This window comes from Nonomuraea sp. JJY05 (assembly GCF_043496855.1).
GTDB lineage: Bacteria > Actinomycetota > Actinomycetes > Streptosporangiales > Streptosporangiaceae > Nonomuraea.
The window spans coordinates 257730-272962 of sequence record NZ_JBIEIS010000007.1; the positions used below are offsets into that span (position 1 = coordinate 257730).

Genomic DNA, 15233 nt, shown 5'->3' on the forward strand with positions numbered 1-15233 from the left:
GGGAAAAACACCGGCGTAGGTTCGGGTGTGTCCGCCAATCCCCTGCTCCTGAGGGAGGACGTATGCCCCGAATCACCGTCACCGTCGACGGGATCAAGTACGAGGAGGACGTGGAGCCGCGGCTCCTGCTCGTACATCTGCTACGAGAGCGGCTGGGCAAGACCGGCACCCCCATCGGGTGTGACACCAGCAACTGCGGCGCCTGCACGGTCATGCTCGACGGCAAGAGCGTCAAGAGCTGCTCCCTGCTCGCCGTGCAGGCCGACGGCTGCGAGGTCCTGACGATCGAGGGCCTGGGCGTCAACGGGTCGATGCACCCGATGCAGCGGGCCTTCCACGAAGAACACGCGCTGCAGTGCGGTTACTGCACGCCCGGCATGGTCATGGCCGCGATAGACCTGCTCAGGGAGGACCCAGAGCCGTCGGAGGAGGCGATCAGGGAGGGCCTGGAGGGCAATCTCTGCCGCTGCACCGGCTACTGCAACATCGTCAAGGCCGTACGCCGGGGCGCGCAGGAGATGGGGCGGGCGGTGACGACGCCATGAGCGAGATCGACACCGGCATGGTCGCCGAGCAGATAGAGCAGAGCGATCAGATCAGCGAGCCGGCGGGCACGTCCGAGGTGGGCAGGCCACGCCGGCGCAAGGAGGACGCGCGGCTGCTCACGGGCCGCACGCAGTGGACGGACAACCTCTCCCGCCCGGGCATGCTGCAGGTGATGTTCCTGCGCAGCCCGATGGCGCACGCCCGGATCACCAGGGTCGACGTGTCGGGAGCGCGTGAGCTGCCCGGGGTCGTGGCGGCCTTCAGCGGCCAGGACTTCGCCGCCGAGCAGGGCAGCCTGCCGTGCGCGTGGCCGGTGAGCGAGGACATCGTCATCCCCGACCACCCCCCTATGGCGGTGTCCGAGGTCAGGTACGTCGGCGAGGCCGTGGCCTGCGTGATCGCGACCGACCGCTACCGCGCCGCCGACGCGCTGGAGGCCATCGACGTCGAGTACGAGCAGCTGCCCGCGGTCCTCGACATGAACGAGGCGCTGACGGACGGCAGCCCGAAGGTGCACGAGGCGGGCAACAAGGCGTTCAGCATCAAGATCAACTCCGGTGACATCGAGGCCGCGTTCAGGGACGCCCCCGTCGTCATCGACCGGACCTACATCCAGCAGCGGCTCATCCCGAGCGCGATGGAGCCGCGGGCGGTCCTGGTCGACACCGACGGCGACGCGTTCACGCTCTGGTCGGCCACGCAAATCCCCCACATCCTGCGGGTCATGCTGGCCGTGGTGACCGGGATCCCCGAGCACAAGATCCGCGTGATCGCCCCCGACGTGGGCGGCGGGTTCGGATCGAAGCTGCAGGTCACCGCGGAGGAGGTGCTCTGCCTGCTGCTCGCCCGCAAGCTCGGCAGGCCGGTCAAGTGGACCGAGTCCCGTTCCGAGGGCAACCTGACCGTGCACCACGGCCGCGACCAGATCCAGCACATCCGGCTGGCCGCCGAGGCCGACGGGCGCATCCGCGGGCTGCAGGTCGACCTGCTGGCCGACATGGGCGCGTACCTGATGCTGGTCACGCCGGGCATCCCGCTGCTCGGCGCGTCGATGTTCAACGCGATCTACAAGATGGACGCGTACGAGTTCGGCTGCACGGGCGTGTTCACCACCAAGATGCCCACGGACGCCTACCGGGGCGCGGGGCGGCCCGAGGCCACCTTCGGCATCGAGCGGGTGATGGACGAGCTGGCCGCCGAGCTGAAGATGGACCCGGTGGAGGTGCGCAGGCGCAACTGGATCAAGCACGACGAGTTCCCCTACACCACCATTTCCGGCCTGACGTACGACTCGGGCAACTACGAGGCGGCCACGGAGAAGGCGCTGGCGCTGTTCGGCTACGACAAGCTGCGCGCGGAGCAGGCCGACCGGCGTGACCGGGGCGATCCGGTGCAGCTCGGCATCGGCGTCAGCACGTACACGGAGATGTGCGGCCTGGCCCCGTCGAGGATGCTCGGCGAGGCCAACTACGGCGCGGGCGGCTGGGAGCACGGCTCGGTGCGCATGCTGCCCACGGGCAAGGTCGAGGTCATCACCGGCACCTCGCCGCACGGGCAGGGTCACGTGACGTCGTGGAGCCAGATCGTGGCGGACGCGCTCGGCGTGCCGTTCGACGACGTCACGGTGCTGCACGGCGACACGGCCATCGCGCACAAGGGCATGGACACCTACGGCTCGCGCTCGCTCGTCGTCGGCGGCATCGCCGTGCTGAAGGCGTGCGAGAAGGTCAAGGACAAGGCCCGCAAGCTCGCCGCGCACGTGCTGGAGTGCTCGCCCGACGACCTGGAGTACGCGGCCGGGGCGTTCAAGGTGCGGGGCACGGACTCGCAGAAGACCATCCAGGAGCTGGCCTTCGCCGCGTTCCTGGCGCACGACCTGCCGGAGGGCGTGGAGGCGCGGCTGGACTCCGACGCCACGTTCGACCCGGAGAACTACTCCTTCCCGCACGGCACCCATCTGTGCGCGCTGGAGGTGGACACCGAGACGGGCATGGTGAAGATCCGCTCGTACGTGGCGGTCGACGACGTCGGCAAGGTCGTCAACCCGCTGATCGTCGAGGGCCAGGTGCACGGCGGCATCGCGCAGGGCATCGCGCAGGCGCTGTTCGAGGAGGCCGTCTACGACGCCGAGGGCAACCTGCTGACCACCACGATGGCCGACTACCTGCTGCCGTCGGCGGCGGACCTGCCGGCGTTCCAGCTCGACCGGACCGAGTCCCCGGCGACCAGCAACCCGCTGGGCGTCAAGGGCGTGGGCGAGGCGGGCACGATCGCCTCGACCCCGGCCGTCGTGAACGCCGTCGTGGACGCCCTGCGCCCGCACGGCATCCACGACGTGCAGATGCCGTGCACGCCTGAACGCGTCTGGAGAGTGCTGGAAGGAGTTCGGCGATGATCCCCGCGCAGTTCGACTACGCGCGCCCGGGTTCGCTGGCGGAGGCCTGCCGGGAGCTCGCCTCCGACGAGGACGCCAAGGTCCTGGCGGGCGGGCAGTCGCTGCTGCCGCTGATGCGGCTGCGGATGGCGTACCCGTCGAAGCTGGTCGACGTCGGCCGGCTGCCCGAGCTGAAGGGCGTGCACGACCGCGGCGACCACGTCTTCATCGGCGCGATGACCACGCACGACGAGGTCCTGCACTCCGGCGTCGTGCGGGCCGGCTGCCCGCTGGTCGCGCTGGCCACCGCGCAGGTGGCGGATCCGGCGATCAGGCACCGCGGCACGTTCGGCGGCTCGCTGGCCCACGCGGACCCGGCGGGCGATCTGCCCGCCGTGGTGCTGGCGCTGGACGGCGTGTTCGTGGCCAGTTCGGATGAGGGCGAACGGGAGATCCCGGCCGCCGAGTTCTTCGTCGACTACTGGGAGTCGTCGCTGCGTCCCGGCGAGATCCTGGTCGGGGTGAAGCTCCCGAAGCTGGGCGAGGGCTGGGGCTTCCACTACGAGAAGTTCCACCGGACCGCCCAGGCGTGGGCCATCGTCGGCGTGGCGGCCGCCGTCAGGCGCTCCAACGGGTCGATCGCCGAGGCCAGGATCGGGCTGACGAACATGGGCTCGACGCCGCTGCGCGCCCACGCCGCCGAGTCCGCGCTGGAGGGCGTGGAGCTGGGCGACCAGGTGCGCCAGGCGTGCGAGGAGGCGGCGGCCGGCACCTCGCCGCCGTCCGACCTGCACGGGCAGCCCGACTACCGGCGGCACCTGGCCAGGGTCCTGACCCACCGCGCGGTACGCACCGCGGCCGGATCGCCCTGACCACCAGCCCAGGCTGCGGTTTGAGTCAGAGGGGGCGCCTCTTCCGGGGCGCCCCCACCGCGACGTAGTGTCGCAACCAGCGGGAAAAGGAGCGGATCGATGGCGATGCGGTTCGAGCACCAATTCACTGTTCCAGTTCCGATCGAGCAGGCGTGGGCGGTGCTGCTCGACGTCGAGCGGGTCGCGCCGTGCCTGCCGGGGGCGACGCTGGACATCTACGAGGGCGACGAGTTCACCGGCAGGATGAAGGTCAAGGTCGGCCCGATCGTGGTGACCTACAAGGGCTCGGCCAGGTTCGAGGACGTCGACAAGGACTCCTACACCCTCACCATCCAGGCATCCGGCAAGGAGGCCCGGGGCTCCGGCACAGCCTCGGCCACGGTCAAGGCGCGGTTGACGCCGGCCGACGAGGCCACGGAGGTGACCGTGGAGACGTCGTTCAACGTGACCGGCCGGCCCGCCCAGTTCGGGCGCGGCGTGATGGCCGAGGTCGGCGGCAAGCTCATCGAGAAGTTCGCGGCCAACCTGGCCGGGCTGCTGTCCGAGCCCATGGTGGAGCCCGTCGCCCCCGCGCCGGGCTCGGAGGAGGAGCGGCACCTGACCGCGGTGCCGACGCCGGCCGAGCCGGAGTCGCGGCCCGCGGGCACGACCCGCACGTCGCGCACGCCCGACGAGGAGGCGCTGGACCTGCTGGAGATCGCTGGGCAGCCGCTGCTGAAGCGCCTGGCGCCGGTCGCGGGCGCGCTCGTGGCGCTGCTGGTCATCGTGTGGGTGATCCGCCGGCTGCGGCGCTGACCGCCTGAAGGGCTGATTTTCAGCAAATACTCCATCAAGTCCGGACACTTCGCCCAAGCTGGGGGAAGTCCCATTTCCGCAGGTGGTTGGACCAGCGGGGGGACATGGGATGCCGGACTGCACCGTGATCGTGATCTCCTACAACGACGCGGCCCGCCTGCCCAGAGCCGTGCGTTCGGTGCTCGGGCAGTCCCTGCGCGACCTCGAAGTGATCATCGTGGACGACGCGAGCACGGACGGCACGCCGGAGGTGGCCGCCCGGCTCATGGACAGCGATCCGCGCGTGCTCTACCTGCGCAGGCAGGTCAACAGCGGCGGCTGCGGCGCGCCCAGGAACGACGGGATCGACGCCGCGGCCTCGCCGTACGTGATGTTCCTCGACAGCGACGACGAGCTGCCCAGGCACGCCTGCAAGAGCCTGCTCGCCGAGATCGAGCGGACCGGGGCCGACTTCGTGTCGGGGCAGATCTCGCGGCTGTTCGAGTCGAGCGGGCGGGTGAGGCCGTACTATCCCGGGTTGTTCGCCAGGCGGCGGGTGGTGGAGGGGATCCGCCAGGAGCCCGACCTGTTCCTCGACTGCTTCAGCACCAACAAGCTCTACAACGTGGGCCGGCTGCGGGACCACGCGCTGCGCTTCCCCGAGGACATCCACTACGAGGACCACGTCTTCTCGACCGGGCTGTACGCGATGTCGCGCAGGTTCGCGATCGTGCCGTGGACGGTCTACCTCTGGCACCGGGCGGCGACGAACGACTCGATCTCGCTGAGCGTCGACGACCTGGAGAACGTGCGGCAGCGGGTCATCGCCGCCCGGCTGAGCGACGACGTCCTGCGCGCCCACGGGGCCGGGGACCTGGTGCCCCAGCGGCAGCGCCGGTTCGTGCGCCAGGACCTGCGGGTCTACCTCAACCCGCTGCCGGCGCGGGACCTGGTGTGGATCAAGGAGTTCGCCGCGGTGGTCCGGCCGTACATGGAGGAGATGCCCCGCTGGGTGCTGGAGGAGCTGGAGCCGCTGGACCGGGTCTGCTGCCAGCTCATCCTCGACGACCGGGCCGAGGACCTGCGGGTGGCCGCGGCCTCGCTCACCGGGCCGAGGGCCGCCCCGCGGTCGGCGGTGCGGTTGAACGGGCGCACGTACTGGGGGACGACGGTCTCGCCCGGCATGGACATCACGAAGCTGCGGCTGGCCGAGCTGCCCTTCTCCGAGTCCAGGCTGCGGCACGAGCTGACGGAGATCATCTCGGACGGCGAGCGGGTGCGGATGACCGTGCGCACGTACGACCCGTTCGGGTCGCTGCCGCTGGACTGGACGGCACACCTGGAGCTCGGATCCCTAAAAATCCCGATAAAGCCGCATCCGTCCGGCGGCGGCGGGTACGTCACCGACGTCGTCTGCAAGCCCGTCGGCAGGTGCGAGCCGCGCATCGTCTTCACCAGGACCTCCGACGGGCACACCACGGCCGACCGCATCCTCGCCGACCCCCGGCTGCGGCCCGTCGAGCTGCCGGGGTGCAGGGTAAAGACCGAGGGGTACGCAGCGTACCTGTGCGTGCGCCCCGACTCCGTCACCCGCTCGGTGCTGCGGCGGGTCAAGCAGGCGGTGATGAGCCGGCTCAACACGCCGGCGAACAAGCTGCGCGCCTACAAGCTGCTCATCAAGGTGGTGCCGCCCCGGCAGAACCTCGCGCTGTTCGAGTCGGACGTCGGCAAGGGCTACAGCGGCAGCCCCCGGGCCATCTACGAGGAGCTGCGCCGCCGCGGCCTGCCGATCGACGTGGTCTGGTCGGTGGCCAGGGGCCGCCGGAACTTCCCGCCCGACGCCCGGCTCGTCCGGCGCGGGAGCTGGGCCTACGTCTGGACGATGGCCAGGGCCGGGGTCTGGGTGGACAGCCACGGGTTCCCGCTGGACTACCCGAAGCCACACGGCACCCGCTACCTGCAGACCTGGCACGGGCAGGGGATCAAGTCGATCGGGTTCGACGCGCCCGACCTGCGTACCGACTTCGACGGGCCGCGGGCGCAGTGGCGGGCCGCGGTCGCGCGGTGGGACGCTCTGGTCTCGCCGAGCGCGGAGTTCTCGCGGGTGTTCCTGCCGTCCAACGGGTACGCGGGGAAGGTCTACCGGTGCGGGACGCCGCGGTGCGACGCGCTGGTGCGAGCGCAGCCGGCCGATGACGTGCTGGAGCGGCTGGAGATCCCACCCGGCCGAAAAATCCTGCTTTATGCGCCTACGTACAGGGATCGCGTCAAAGGCAGCGGCCAGTCCGTACGGGTGGATCTGGAGCTGCTGGCCGACGAGCTGGCCCGCGAGTGGGTGGTGATCCTGCGGACGCATCCGGTCGAGCGCTACAGCCCGCCCGAGCACCTCAGGCACTTCGTCCGGTCCGCCGGCTCCTACCCCGAGATCAACGACCTGATGCTGGCCTCGGACGCGCTGCTGACGGACTACTCCTCGGTGATGTGCGACTACGCGCTCACCGGCAAGCCGATGCTGTTCTACATCGACGACTGGGACGACTACCGGCTGGCCGAGCGCGGCGTGTACCACGACCTGCCCGCCATCGCGCCGGGCCCGTGCGTGTCGACCACCGCCGAGCTGGTGGACGCGCTCAGGCGGCTGCCCGACCTGCACGCCGCCTACGCCGGCCGGTACGCGGCCTTCCGCGACCTGTGGTGCGCCGACGAGCGGGGCGACGCGGCCGCCAGGATCGTGGACGACTTCTTCGAAGGTGCGCGATGAGCGTCGTCTTCGCCTGCGTGGACGCCGACACGCTCGGCGGCGTCCAGCGGGTGACGCACACCCTCGCCCAGGGGCTGGCAGCGCGCGGGCACGAGGTGCACGTGATCGGGCTGCACCGGGCGGCGGCGCCGTTCCGGTACGTGGACCGCCCCCTCTACCACCACCACGTGATCAGCCGGCGGCCGATGGAGTCGCAGGGCCGCCTGGCCCGCAAGCGGGCCGCCTGGCGGCTGAAGGAGCTGCTCGGGCAGATCAGACCCGGCTACGCCGTCATGACCTCGCCGTCCGTGGTGGCCCGGGTGTCGGGGCTGCTGCCCACGGCGTTCCGGCCGATCGGGCAGTATCACGGCTCCTACGACCACGCCCGCGGCTGCTGGCACCTCGGCTCCATCAAACGGCACTACCCCGGGCTCGACCAGGCGGTCTTCCTCAGCGAGGACGACGCCCGGCTGTTCTCCGAGCACGCGCTGCTGCCCAACGCCTGGGCCCTGCCGAACCCCCTGGCCCACTGGCCGGCGGAGCTCTCCGCGCTCGACGCGCCCCGCGTCCTCGGCGTGGGCCGGCTGGAAGGGGTCAAGCGGTTCGACCGGCTGATCAGCGCGTTCGCCCGCTCGGGCGCGCCGCCCCCGTGGGAGCTGCACCTGATCGGCGACGGCACCGAGCTGGACCGGCTGCGCGAGCACGCGCGCGGCGAGGGCGTCGGCGACCGCGTGGTCTTCAAGGGCCTGGTGCCGAGCGACCGGATGCCCGCCGAATACCTGAACGCTTCCGTCCTGGGCCTGACCAGCGGGCACGAGGGGCTGCCCGTCGTGCTGCTGGAGTCGGCCGCGCACGGGGTGCCGTCGGTGGCGTTCGACGTGTCGGGCGGCGTGCGCTCCGCCGGGTCCCTGCTGGTGCCGCCGGGGGACGTGGACGCGTTCGCGACCGCGCTGGGCGGGCTGATCGCCTCCCGGGAGGAGCGGCGGCGGCTGGGGGCCGACGCCCGCGCACGGGCCGAGGCGTTCCGCCTCGACCACGTGCTCGACGGCTGGGAGCGGCTGTTCGCCCACATCCAGCGCTAGACGGGCTCGGCCAGCTCCGTACGTTGCTGCGGCACGCCCGCCAGGGACCGCTGGCGCGCGGTGAGCATCGCGGCCACGGGGCTCGGCTCGCGCAGCCGGTTGAACCGGTCGCGCATCTGCTTGCGCATGCGGCTGGCCTTGCGCTTCTGCATGGTCTTCTGGCAGGCCGTCACGTGCTCCTTGGCCGGCTTGGGCGCGCCGGTCAGCTCGTACCCCATGGACTCCAGGCGGTCGCCGAGCATGTGCTCGCACAGCGCGATCTCCCAGTCGTCCAGCCGGTTCGCCCAGCTTCCGACGCGGGTGCGGATGACCTCGCCGTGCGTGTTGCTGTGCCAGACCTTGTGCTGCGGCACCGCCACGCTGGCGGCCTCGCGCGGGGAGACCATCGAGACCGAGAACTCCTCGTCGAGGAAGTGGCAGAGCTTCTTCAGCTCGGTCATCGGGTCGTCGGTGAGGTCCTCGTACCGCAGCTCGTAGTACGTGTCCTCGCCCAGCGTGCGCTTGAGCCGGCCGCCCGCGTCGATGGCCTCGGCCCAGGTGGCGACCGCGTGGAAGGAGTCCAGCGTGTACCAGGGCATCTCCTTCAGCGAGGCCACGCAGTCACGGCCGTCCCTGATGAGGTGGATGAACTGGGCGTCGGGGAAGAGCCTGAGCAGCAGGTCGACCTGCTTGACGTAGCTGGGCCGCTTGTCGCCCCAGCGGACCTTGTCGAACCGGTCGGCGTACATGCGGAAGGCCGTCCCGATCACCGATCCCAGCGAGCCGGGCCCCTCCACGGCCTGCCTGACGAAGTCGTCCTTGTCGATCTTGAGCTCGCGGAACTTGGTGCTGCGGTCGGTCGCGATCCACTGCGCCAGCGCGCGGCGGCGGGCGACGATCCGCAGGTCGCCCCACGTCCGGCGGCGGTAGTAGGCGGGAATGAGGAACCGCGTCTCCGGAGGCACCGCCATGCGGGGGTGCGAGTGGAGCATGAGCTGGAGCATCGTGGTGCCGGACCGCGGACATCCAATGACGAAGACTGGCCGGTCGGACATTTCGTAGTAACCCCCGAAAACTAGACGAGAACGTGCTCTCGGCTCTCCTGAGAGGAGGGCACGCCGTGCCTGCGCGTGAAGCGCCACATCCGGTAGACAAGGAAGACCTCGTTGACCAGCAGCAGCACCCCGGCCACCGCGGCGAGCGGGATCAGCGCCCATGCCCCCGCAAGGGGCGCGACCACGAACACCGCCGCGTGAAACTCGATGCCGCTGATCAGGTGCGAGCGGACCCGGTGCCGGGCCAGGAACCTGTTGAACCGCCTGGGGAAGCTGCGCGGCCGGCGTGCCCTTGGGGCGAGCGCCACCCGCTCGAGCGAGTCGATGTCCTCCTCAGACTCGGGCTCCGGCTCGCGCTCCCCCCGCTCCTCCTTGACGGCCTCGCGGACGCGCTTCATCTGCGGCGCGTTGACGTACCGGAAGAGGTCCAGTACCGCCACCGCCGCCCCGAGCACGACGTAGCGCACATCCGAGGTGAGGGCGTACTGCCCATATGCCAGCCCCCCGGCACACAGGACCACCCTGACCCGGTCCCCCACGTAGTCGAGCCAGAGGCCGAACGGCGTGCCCGTGCCCTTCAGCCGGGCGATTTTGCCGTCCACGCAGTCGATCATGAAGCTGAGATAGAAAACCACGGCGCCTGCTACGTGGTGGTTCAGGGCGAAACAGGTGGCCGACACCGCACCGAGGACCAGCGAGATCACGGTGAGGGCGTTGGGCGTCAGCCGGGTGTGGTTGGCGATGGGAAGGGCGACCCGGCAGGCGACCGGATCCACGAAATAGACGGTCCACCAGGAGTCTCTCCGCTTGCGTGTCTCGAAGACGTCATCGAGCGAATAGGTCCTCATGGACTCCAGCATGACCACGCGACGCGCCTGATCGATTACAGTCTGGAACTACTGGGTGATGTCCATGCCGCTTCTTGACCAACCCGGCACGGAAAACCGCCACGCGGAGTTCGCGTCACCGTCCCTGAACCAGCTCTTGAGCACGAGGCCGCGGGTCTCGGCGCGCACCATGAGCCGCCAGGTCGGCCCTCCCCCTTCGAGCCGCTTGGGGTCGAAGGCCGCGCAGACGCCGTAGCGGCCGGCGCGCCGCACCTCCAGCGGCACCCGGCGGCGGCCGTCGCTGAGCCACAGGTTGAGCTTGCCGACCTTGCGGTCCACCCGGTGGATCGCCACCTGCCCGCGCAGGCGGTATTCGGACCCGGTCCACGCGCACTCCTCGACCCTGGCGACCAGCTTGAGCTCGTCGCGGGCGTCGAACACCTCGTCGGGGATCCGGAGCCGGCGGCGCTTGCGGAAGAAGGGATAGTCGCCGTACCAGTTGGTGACGCGCAGCCCCCGCGGCACGATGCGGGTGCCCTCCTCGCAGGTGCGCCGGAACTCGCGCACCTTGCGCAGCTCGGCCACCAGGCCGCGCCTGACCAGGTGCAGCTCCAGGCGGCGCAGCGACGGCGCGGTGGCCAGTGCCTTCGGGCTCAGCGTGGCCAGCCACGCGTCCGCCAGCTCCAGCAGCGCCCCCGGCTCCGCGCTCCCCTCCAGCGCCTGGAACAGGAACACGATGTCCTTCTCCAGCACCAGCGCGTCGAAGCCGTCGAGCAGCTCGGGCGCCCGCTCGTCGAGGAAGGTGCGGACCGCGCGGATGGCGGCCAGCCGGTCCCAGAGGTTGGGCAGCTCGGCCCGGCGCTGCGTGATCGAGGTCTCCCCCGCGTCCCGCTTGCGCCAGTGGTAGACCACGTCGCCGACCATGTCGACGCTGCCCGCCAGGACGTGCGCCTGCATGGCGACGGGCACGTCCTCGTAGATGCCGGCGGGGAAGGCCAGCGCGTTGCGCTCCCAGAAGTCGCGCCGGTAGACCTTGTTCCACACCGTGCGGTCCCTGACCAGCACCTGCTTGTCGGTGATGTGGGTGCACAGCTCCGGCCGCCTGAACACCTTCTCGTGCAGGATCGACTCCTCCAGCACGCCGTCCACGAGCCGCGCCACCGCGCCGCATGCCAGGGCGGAGCCGGTCTCCGCGAGCGTGCCAACGAGCCGCGCGTACGCCTCGGGCGGCACGACGTCGTCGCTGTCGGCGAAGGCGAGATAGGTGCCGCGGGCCTGCCGGATCCCCACGTTGCGCGCGGGACCCGGCCCCAGGTTGTCGCGCTGGTCGATGAGGACGAAGCGGCCGTCCCGCGCGACGAAGTCGGCGGCGACGCGCCGGCTGCCGTCGTCGGAGCCGTCGTTGACCAGGATGACCTCTATGTCGTCCATGGTCTGGGCGGCCAGCGACTTCAGGCATTCGGTGATGTACGGCTCGACGTTGTAGATCGGGACGACCACGCTGAGCAGGGGGATCATCCGATTTGCTCCTTGGCTCTCGGGATGTGGGTTCGAGGGCAGCATGCCTTGACCACTCCGCGGATTCCGTGTCCCTGATCAGCTCTTTACCGGACGCATAATCGGCTACGTTGAGCAATTGATTGGACACCAACAGTAGGGGTAGCGGTGCTGAGAGGCGTCGAGGACAAAGATCTGCCGTCCATGCGGCGATGGCGCAACCATCCACGTGTACGAGCGGCCAGCTTCGCCACGCACAAGATCGGAGAGGACGAGCACGCCCAGTGGTGGGAGGCCACCCGGGCCGACACGCGCAAGCGCGTACTGATCTACGAGCACGACGGAGAGCCCGCAGGTGTGGTGACCTTCTTCGGCCTGTCGTCCGAGAGCGCCTCCTGGGGCTTCTACCTGGACCTGGAGGGCCTGGAGCAGTCGGGGGAGCTGCTGCGGGCCTGGATCGGCCTGGAGCGGGCGGCCATCGACCACGCCTTCGGGACGCTCGGCCTGACCACGTTGCGCGGGGAGGTGCTGGCCTGCAACCAGGCGGTCAGGCGGCTGCACAGGCGGTTCGGCTTCCTGGAGGTCGGGACCTACCTGCGGGACGTCGACGGCGAGTCCCGCGACGTCGTGGCCATCCGGCTCGTGAAGGAGCAGCCGTGATCACCATCGAGGGGCGGCCGATCGGGAGGAACGACCCGCCGTTCATCGTCGCCGAACTGTCCGGCAACCACAACGGGAGCCTGGAGCGGGCCCTGGCCATCGTGGACGCGGCGGCGGCGGCCGGGGCGCACGCGGTGAAGCTGCAGACCTACCGGCCCGACACGCTGACCATCGACTGCGACGGGCCCGCGTTCCGCGTGGGCGACGGGCACGACCTCTGGGGCGGCGAGAGCCTCTACCGGCTCTTCCAGCGCGCCCACACGCCGTGGGAGTGGCACCAGCCGATCTTCGAGCGGGCGCGCGCGCACGGCCTCACCGCGTTCTCCACGCCCTTCGACCCCACGGCGGTCGACTTCCTGGAGAAGCTGGAGGTGCCGGCGTACAAGATCGCCTCCTCGGAGATCGTGGACCTGCCGCTGATCAGGCTCGTGGCCGCCACGGGGAAGCCGTTGATCATCTCCACCGGGATGGCGTCGCTCGGCGAGATCCACGCCGCGGTGGCCGCCGCGAAGGAGGCGGGCTGCACCCAACTGCTCCTGCTGTCCTGCACGGCCAGCTACCCCGCCTCCCCCGACGAGAGCAACCTGCGGTCGCTGATGGTGCTGAGCGCGCTCACCGGCGTGGCGGTCGGGCTCTCCGACCACACGCCGGGGATCGGGGTGCCGCTGGCCGCCGTGGCGCTGGGTGCGTGCATCATCGAGAAGCACGTCACCCTGTCGCGCGCCGACGGCGGGGTGGACGCGGCCTTCTCGCTGGAGCCGGACGAGCTGGCGGCGCTGGTGGTCGAGAGCCGGCGGGCGTGGCTGTCGCTGGGTGACCTGATCATCGGGCCCCGGCCGTCCGAGCTCGAGGGGCTGCGCTTCCGCCGGTCGCTCTACGTGGTCCAGGAGGTGCGCAAGGGCGACGTGGTGAGCCCGGACAACGTACGGTCGATCCGGCCCGCGGGCGGCCTGCCCCCGGACATGGCCACGGTGGTCATGGGACGGCAGTTCACCAAGGACGTGCCCTACGGCACGCCGCTCACCTGGGATCTGATCTAAGGAGCGCGTCGGCGACGCGTTCCCTGCCCTTGCCGTCCACGAGGCCACGGCCCCGCCGCCCGTGCTCCTCGCGGGCGGCGGGGTCGGTGAGCAGGCGGGCGAGCACGCCGACGGCCGCGCTGTCGGCCACGCCGTCGGCCGCGCGCCCGAGCCCGGCCGCGACGCCCCGGCCGACGAGCTCCTCGTAGCCGATGAGCTGGTTGTCCGCCACCCAGGTCAGGGCGGTGGGGGCCCCGAGGTGGAGCAGCTCCCAGACGGCCGAACCGGCGGCGGTGACCACGAGGTCGGCCCCGGCCATGAGCTCGGGCAACCGGTCCGTCGGCGCGATCACAGTGATCGGCCCGCCCGCCTCGAACGGCGTGGGGCTGACGACCGTGGCCTCGAACGGCGCCCCGGTCGCCAGGAGCGCCCCGGCCCAGGCGGGGGCCACGCCGGCACTGTCGGTACCGCCGAAGAAGCACAGCACGCGCGGCACCGGCCCCGCCGGCCGCATCCGCCCGCGCCCGCGCACGCTGTCACGCAGGAGCACGTAACGCGCCCCGGCCAGTCGCCGGGCGCGCGGAGGGAAGGGCCGGCGCTCCGCGCCGAGGTTCTGGTCCAGGTACAGATCGGCCTCCTGGCCCAGCGGGTCGCCGTCCACGATCGCCAGCACGGTCAGGCCCGCTCCCCGCAGCGCCGCTCCCGTCCCCTCCGCCAGGTCGTACGAGTCGAGGACCGCGGCGTCCAGCCCGAGCTCCCGGGCCAGCGCCGCCAGCCGGGCCGGCTCCTCGGGGGCGGGCACCAGCGGCAGCGCGCGCTCGCGCAGCTGGGCCAGCGCCCAGGCGGACCCGCGCACCTCTCCGAGGAAGACCACCTCGACGCCGCGAGCGCACAGCTCCTCGGCCAGCGCCACGCACCGCACCAGGTGGCCGACCCCGCTGCGCACCCCGGCGTCACACCGGAAGCCGACCCGGGTCACGCGTCCTGGAGCTCCTTCTGCCGTACGTGGGCGTTGAGCCCGCAGGCCTCGGGGCGCTCCCGCAGCCAGCTCACCAGCGTCCCGAACGGCACGCACCGGTCGCCGAGGCCGTCCACCACCCGGGAGATGAGCCGCCAGTCGTCCTCGGTGTCGAGCGTCACCCGCAGGTCGCCGGCGACCGGCTGGTAGGCGAGCCCGAGCAGCCGCGCGTCGTCCGGATGCGAATAGACGTAGGAGGTCACGTGGGTGCGGTGGAAGTCGGCGGCCTCGGCGTCGGCCCGCTCCAGCGCGCCCCGGCTCACGATCTCCACGTCGAGCCCGCGCGGCAGCGTCCGCGTCAGAGCGGTGCTCAGGTAGTCGAGCCCGCGCACGGCGCGGAACACCAGCGCCGCCTCCCTGATCACGGCCGGGTCCAGCAGCGGGCAGTCCGCCGTGAACCTCATCATCGCGTCCCACCTCCGCCCGGCCAGCGCCTCCATGAACCTCGTCAGCACGTCGTCCACCGGCCCCCGGTGCCACGACACGCCGAGGCGGCGGCACTCGGCCACCACCGCGTCGTCGGCCTGCTCCGTCGTGGTGGCCACCACCAGCTCGTCGAGCGTGCCCGCCTCGCGGGCGGCGCGGACCACCCATTCCAGCACCGGCCGTCCGCCCAGCTCCCGGAGCACCTTGCCCGGCAGGCGTGTCGAGCCCATCCGTGCCTGAACAATCCCGACAATGCGCACCGATGCCCCAATCCCCCGTGTGACAGTGTGTCGCCGATCGATCGCGCTATGCTACCGCCCTGCTCGAACGACTACGGCGCGTAAGCGCGAATCCAGGGGGCCAC

13 protein-coding genes are annotated in these 15233 nt (G+C 71.2%); 8 read left to right on the forward strand and 5 right to left on the reverse strand.

The genetic code is table 11. From position 1 onward, the window contains the following. Positions 1-62 precede the first annotated feature (62 nt). From ACFKCF_RS12615 to ACFKCF_RS12640, 6 genes are all read left to right on the forward strand, one after another. A complete protein-coding gene (locus tag ACFKCF_RS12615) occupies positions 63-545 on the forward strand; it encodes a (2Fe-2S)-binding protein (protein ID WP_394493204.1) in 483 nt (160 codons plus the stop codon). Next, complete coding sequence (locus ACFKCF_RS12620; protein ID WP_394493206.1) at positions 542-2941, forward strand: xanthine dehydrogenase family protein molybdopterin-binding subunit; 2400 nt, start codon at positions 542-544, stop codon at positions 2939-2941. Before ACFKCF_RS12615 ends, ACFKCF_RS12620 begins: the two co-directional genes overlap by 4 nt. After that, on the forward strand, positions 2938-3792 hold the full coding sequence (locus tag ACFKCF_RS12625; RefSeq protein WP_394493208.1) for an FAD binding domain-containing protein: 855 nt from the start codon (positions 2938-2940) through the stop codon (positions 3790-3792). The genes ACFKCF_RS12620 and ACFKCF_RS12625 overlap by 4 nt, the downstream gene beginning before the upstream one ends. A 99-nt stretch (positions 3793-3891) precedes the next feature. Then, the gene (locus ACFKCF_RS12630; RefSeq protein ID WP_394493209.1) at positions 3892-4587 is read left to right on the forward strand and encodes an SRPBCC family protein; all 696 of its coding nucleotides are present in this window, start codon (positions 3892-3894) and stop codon (positions 4585-4587) included. Positions 4588-4696: 109 nt separating this feature from the next. Next, a complete protein-coding gene (locus ACFKCF_RS12635; RefSeq protein ID WP_394493210.1) occupies positions 4697-7327 on the forward strand; it encodes a CDP-glycerol:glycerophosphate glycerophosphotransferase in 2631 nt (876 codons plus the stop codon). Beyond that, on the forward strand, positions 7324-8388 hold the full coding sequence (locus tag ACFKCF_RS12640) for a glycosyltransferase (RefSeq protein WP_394493212.1): 1065 nt from the start codon (positions 7324-7326) through the stop codon (positions 8386-8388). Before ACFKCF_RS12635 ends, ACFKCF_RS12640 begins: the two co-directional genes overlap by 4 nt. Here the strand turns inward: ACFKCF_RS12640 and ACFKCF_RS12645 are convergent. Genes ACFKCF_RS12645 through ACFKCF_RS12655 form a run of 3 tightly spaced genes read right to left on the reverse strand, consistent with a single transcriptional unit; the run spans position 8385 to position 11767 of the window. Further along, positions 8385-9422, reverse strand: coding sequence for a sulfotransferase family protein (locus tag ACFKCF_RS12645; RefSeq protein ID WP_394493214.1), 1038 nt, complete (start codon positions 9420-9422; stop codon positions 8385-8387). The genes ACFKCF_RS12640 and ACFKCF_RS12645 overlap by 4 nt on opposite strands. A gap of 20 nt (positions 9423-9442) precedes the next feature. After that, a complete protein-coding gene (locus ACFKCF_RS12650; protein ID WP_394493216.1) occupies positions 9443-10270 on the reverse strand; it encodes a CDP-alcohol phosphatidyltransferase family protein in 828 nt (275 codons plus the stop codon). A 48-nt stretch (positions 10271-10318) separates the two neighbouring features. Continuing rightward, complete coding sequence (locus tag ACFKCF_RS12655) at positions 10319-11767, reverse strand: glycosyltransferase family 2 protein (RefSeq protein ID WP_394493218.1); 1449 nt, start codon at positions 11765-11767, stop codon at positions 10319-10321. A gap of 147 nt (positions 11768-11914) precedes the next feature. Here ACFKCF_RS12655 and ACFKCF_RS12660 point away from each other — a divergent pair, with 147 nt between their 5' ends. Together ACFKCF_RS12660 and pseI are read left to right on the forward strand one after the other, a co-directional pair. After that, the gene (locus ACFKCF_RS12660) at positions 11915-12406 is read left to right on the forward strand and encodes a GNAT family N-acetyltransferase (RefSeq protein ID WP_394493219.1); all 492 of its coding nucleotides are present in this window, start codon (positions 11915-11917) and stop codon (positions 12404-12406) included. Further along, positions 12403-13446, forward strand: a complete 1044-nt coding sequence (gene pseI / locus ACFKCF_RS12665; protein ID WP_394493221.1) for a pseudaminic acid synthase — start codon at positions 12403-12405, stop codon at positions 13444-13446. Before ACFKCF_RS12660 ends, pseI begins: the two co-directional genes overlap by 4 nt. Here the strand turns inward: pseI and ACFKCF_RS12670 are convergent. Together ACFKCF_RS12670 and ACFKCF_RS12675 are read right to left on the reverse strand one after the other, a co-directional pair. Beyond that, positions 13427-14404 carry a PseG/SpsG family protein gene (locus ACFKCF_RS12670; RefSeq protein ID WP_394493223.1) on the reverse strand — a complete coding sequence of 326 codons (978 nt, stop codon included), beginning with the start codon at positions 14402-14404 and terminating at the stop codon, positions 13427-13429. The two genes, pseI and ACFKCF_RS12670, sit on opposite strands and share 20 nt — an antisense overlap. After that, the gene (locus ACFKCF_RS12675) at positions 14401-15129 is read right to left on the reverse strand and encodes a cytidylyltransferase domain-containing protein (protein ID WP_394493225.1); all 729 of its coding nucleotides are present in this window, start codon (positions 15127-15129) and stop codon (positions 14401-14403) included. Before ACFKCF_RS12675 ends, ACFKCF_RS12670 begins: the two co-directional genes overlap by 4 nt. Positions 15130-15233 lie beyond the last annotated feature (104 nt).

Excerpts from the sequence above, each read along its gene's own strand:
- ACFKCF_RS12630 (WP_394493209.1), top strand. The coding sequence starts at position 3,892 with ATGGCGATGCGGTTCGAGCACCAATTCACTGTTCCAGTTCCGATCGAG.
- ACFKCF_RS12655 (WP_394493218.1), bottom strand. The coding sequence starts at position 11,767 with ATGATCCCCCTGCTCAGCGTGGTCGTCCCGATCTACAACGTCGAGCCG.
- ACFKCF_RS12650 (WP_394493216.1), bottom strand. The coding sequence starts at position 10,270 with ATGAGGACCTATTCGCTCGATGACGTCTTCGAGACACGCAAGCGGAGA.
- ACFKCF_RS12640 (WP_394493212.1), top strand. The coding sequence starts at position 7,324 with ATGAGCGTCGTCTTCGCCTGCGTGGACGCCGACACGCTCGGCGGCGTC.
- ACFKCF_RS12625 (WP_394493208.1), top strand. The coding sequence starts at position 2,938 with ATGATCCCCGCGCAGTTCGACTACGCGCGCCCGGGTTCGCTGGCGGAG.
- ACFKCF_RS12645 (WP_394493214.1), bottom strand. The coding sequence starts at position 9,422 with ATGTCCGACCGGCCAGTCTTCGTCATTGGATGTCCGCGGTCCGGCACC.
- ACFKCF_RS12615 (WP_394493204.1), top strand. The coding sequence starts at position 63 with ATGCCCCGAATCACCGTCACCGTCGACGGGATCAAGTACGAGGAGGAC.
- ACFKCF_RS12635 (WP_394493210.1), top strand. The coding sequence starts at position 4,697 with ATGCCGGACTGCACCGTGATCGTGATCTCCTACAACGACGCGGCCCGC.
- ACFKCF_RS12620 (WP_394493206.1), top strand. The coding sequence starts at position 542 with ATGAGCGAGATCGACACCGGCATGGTCGCCGAGCAGATAGAGCAGAGC.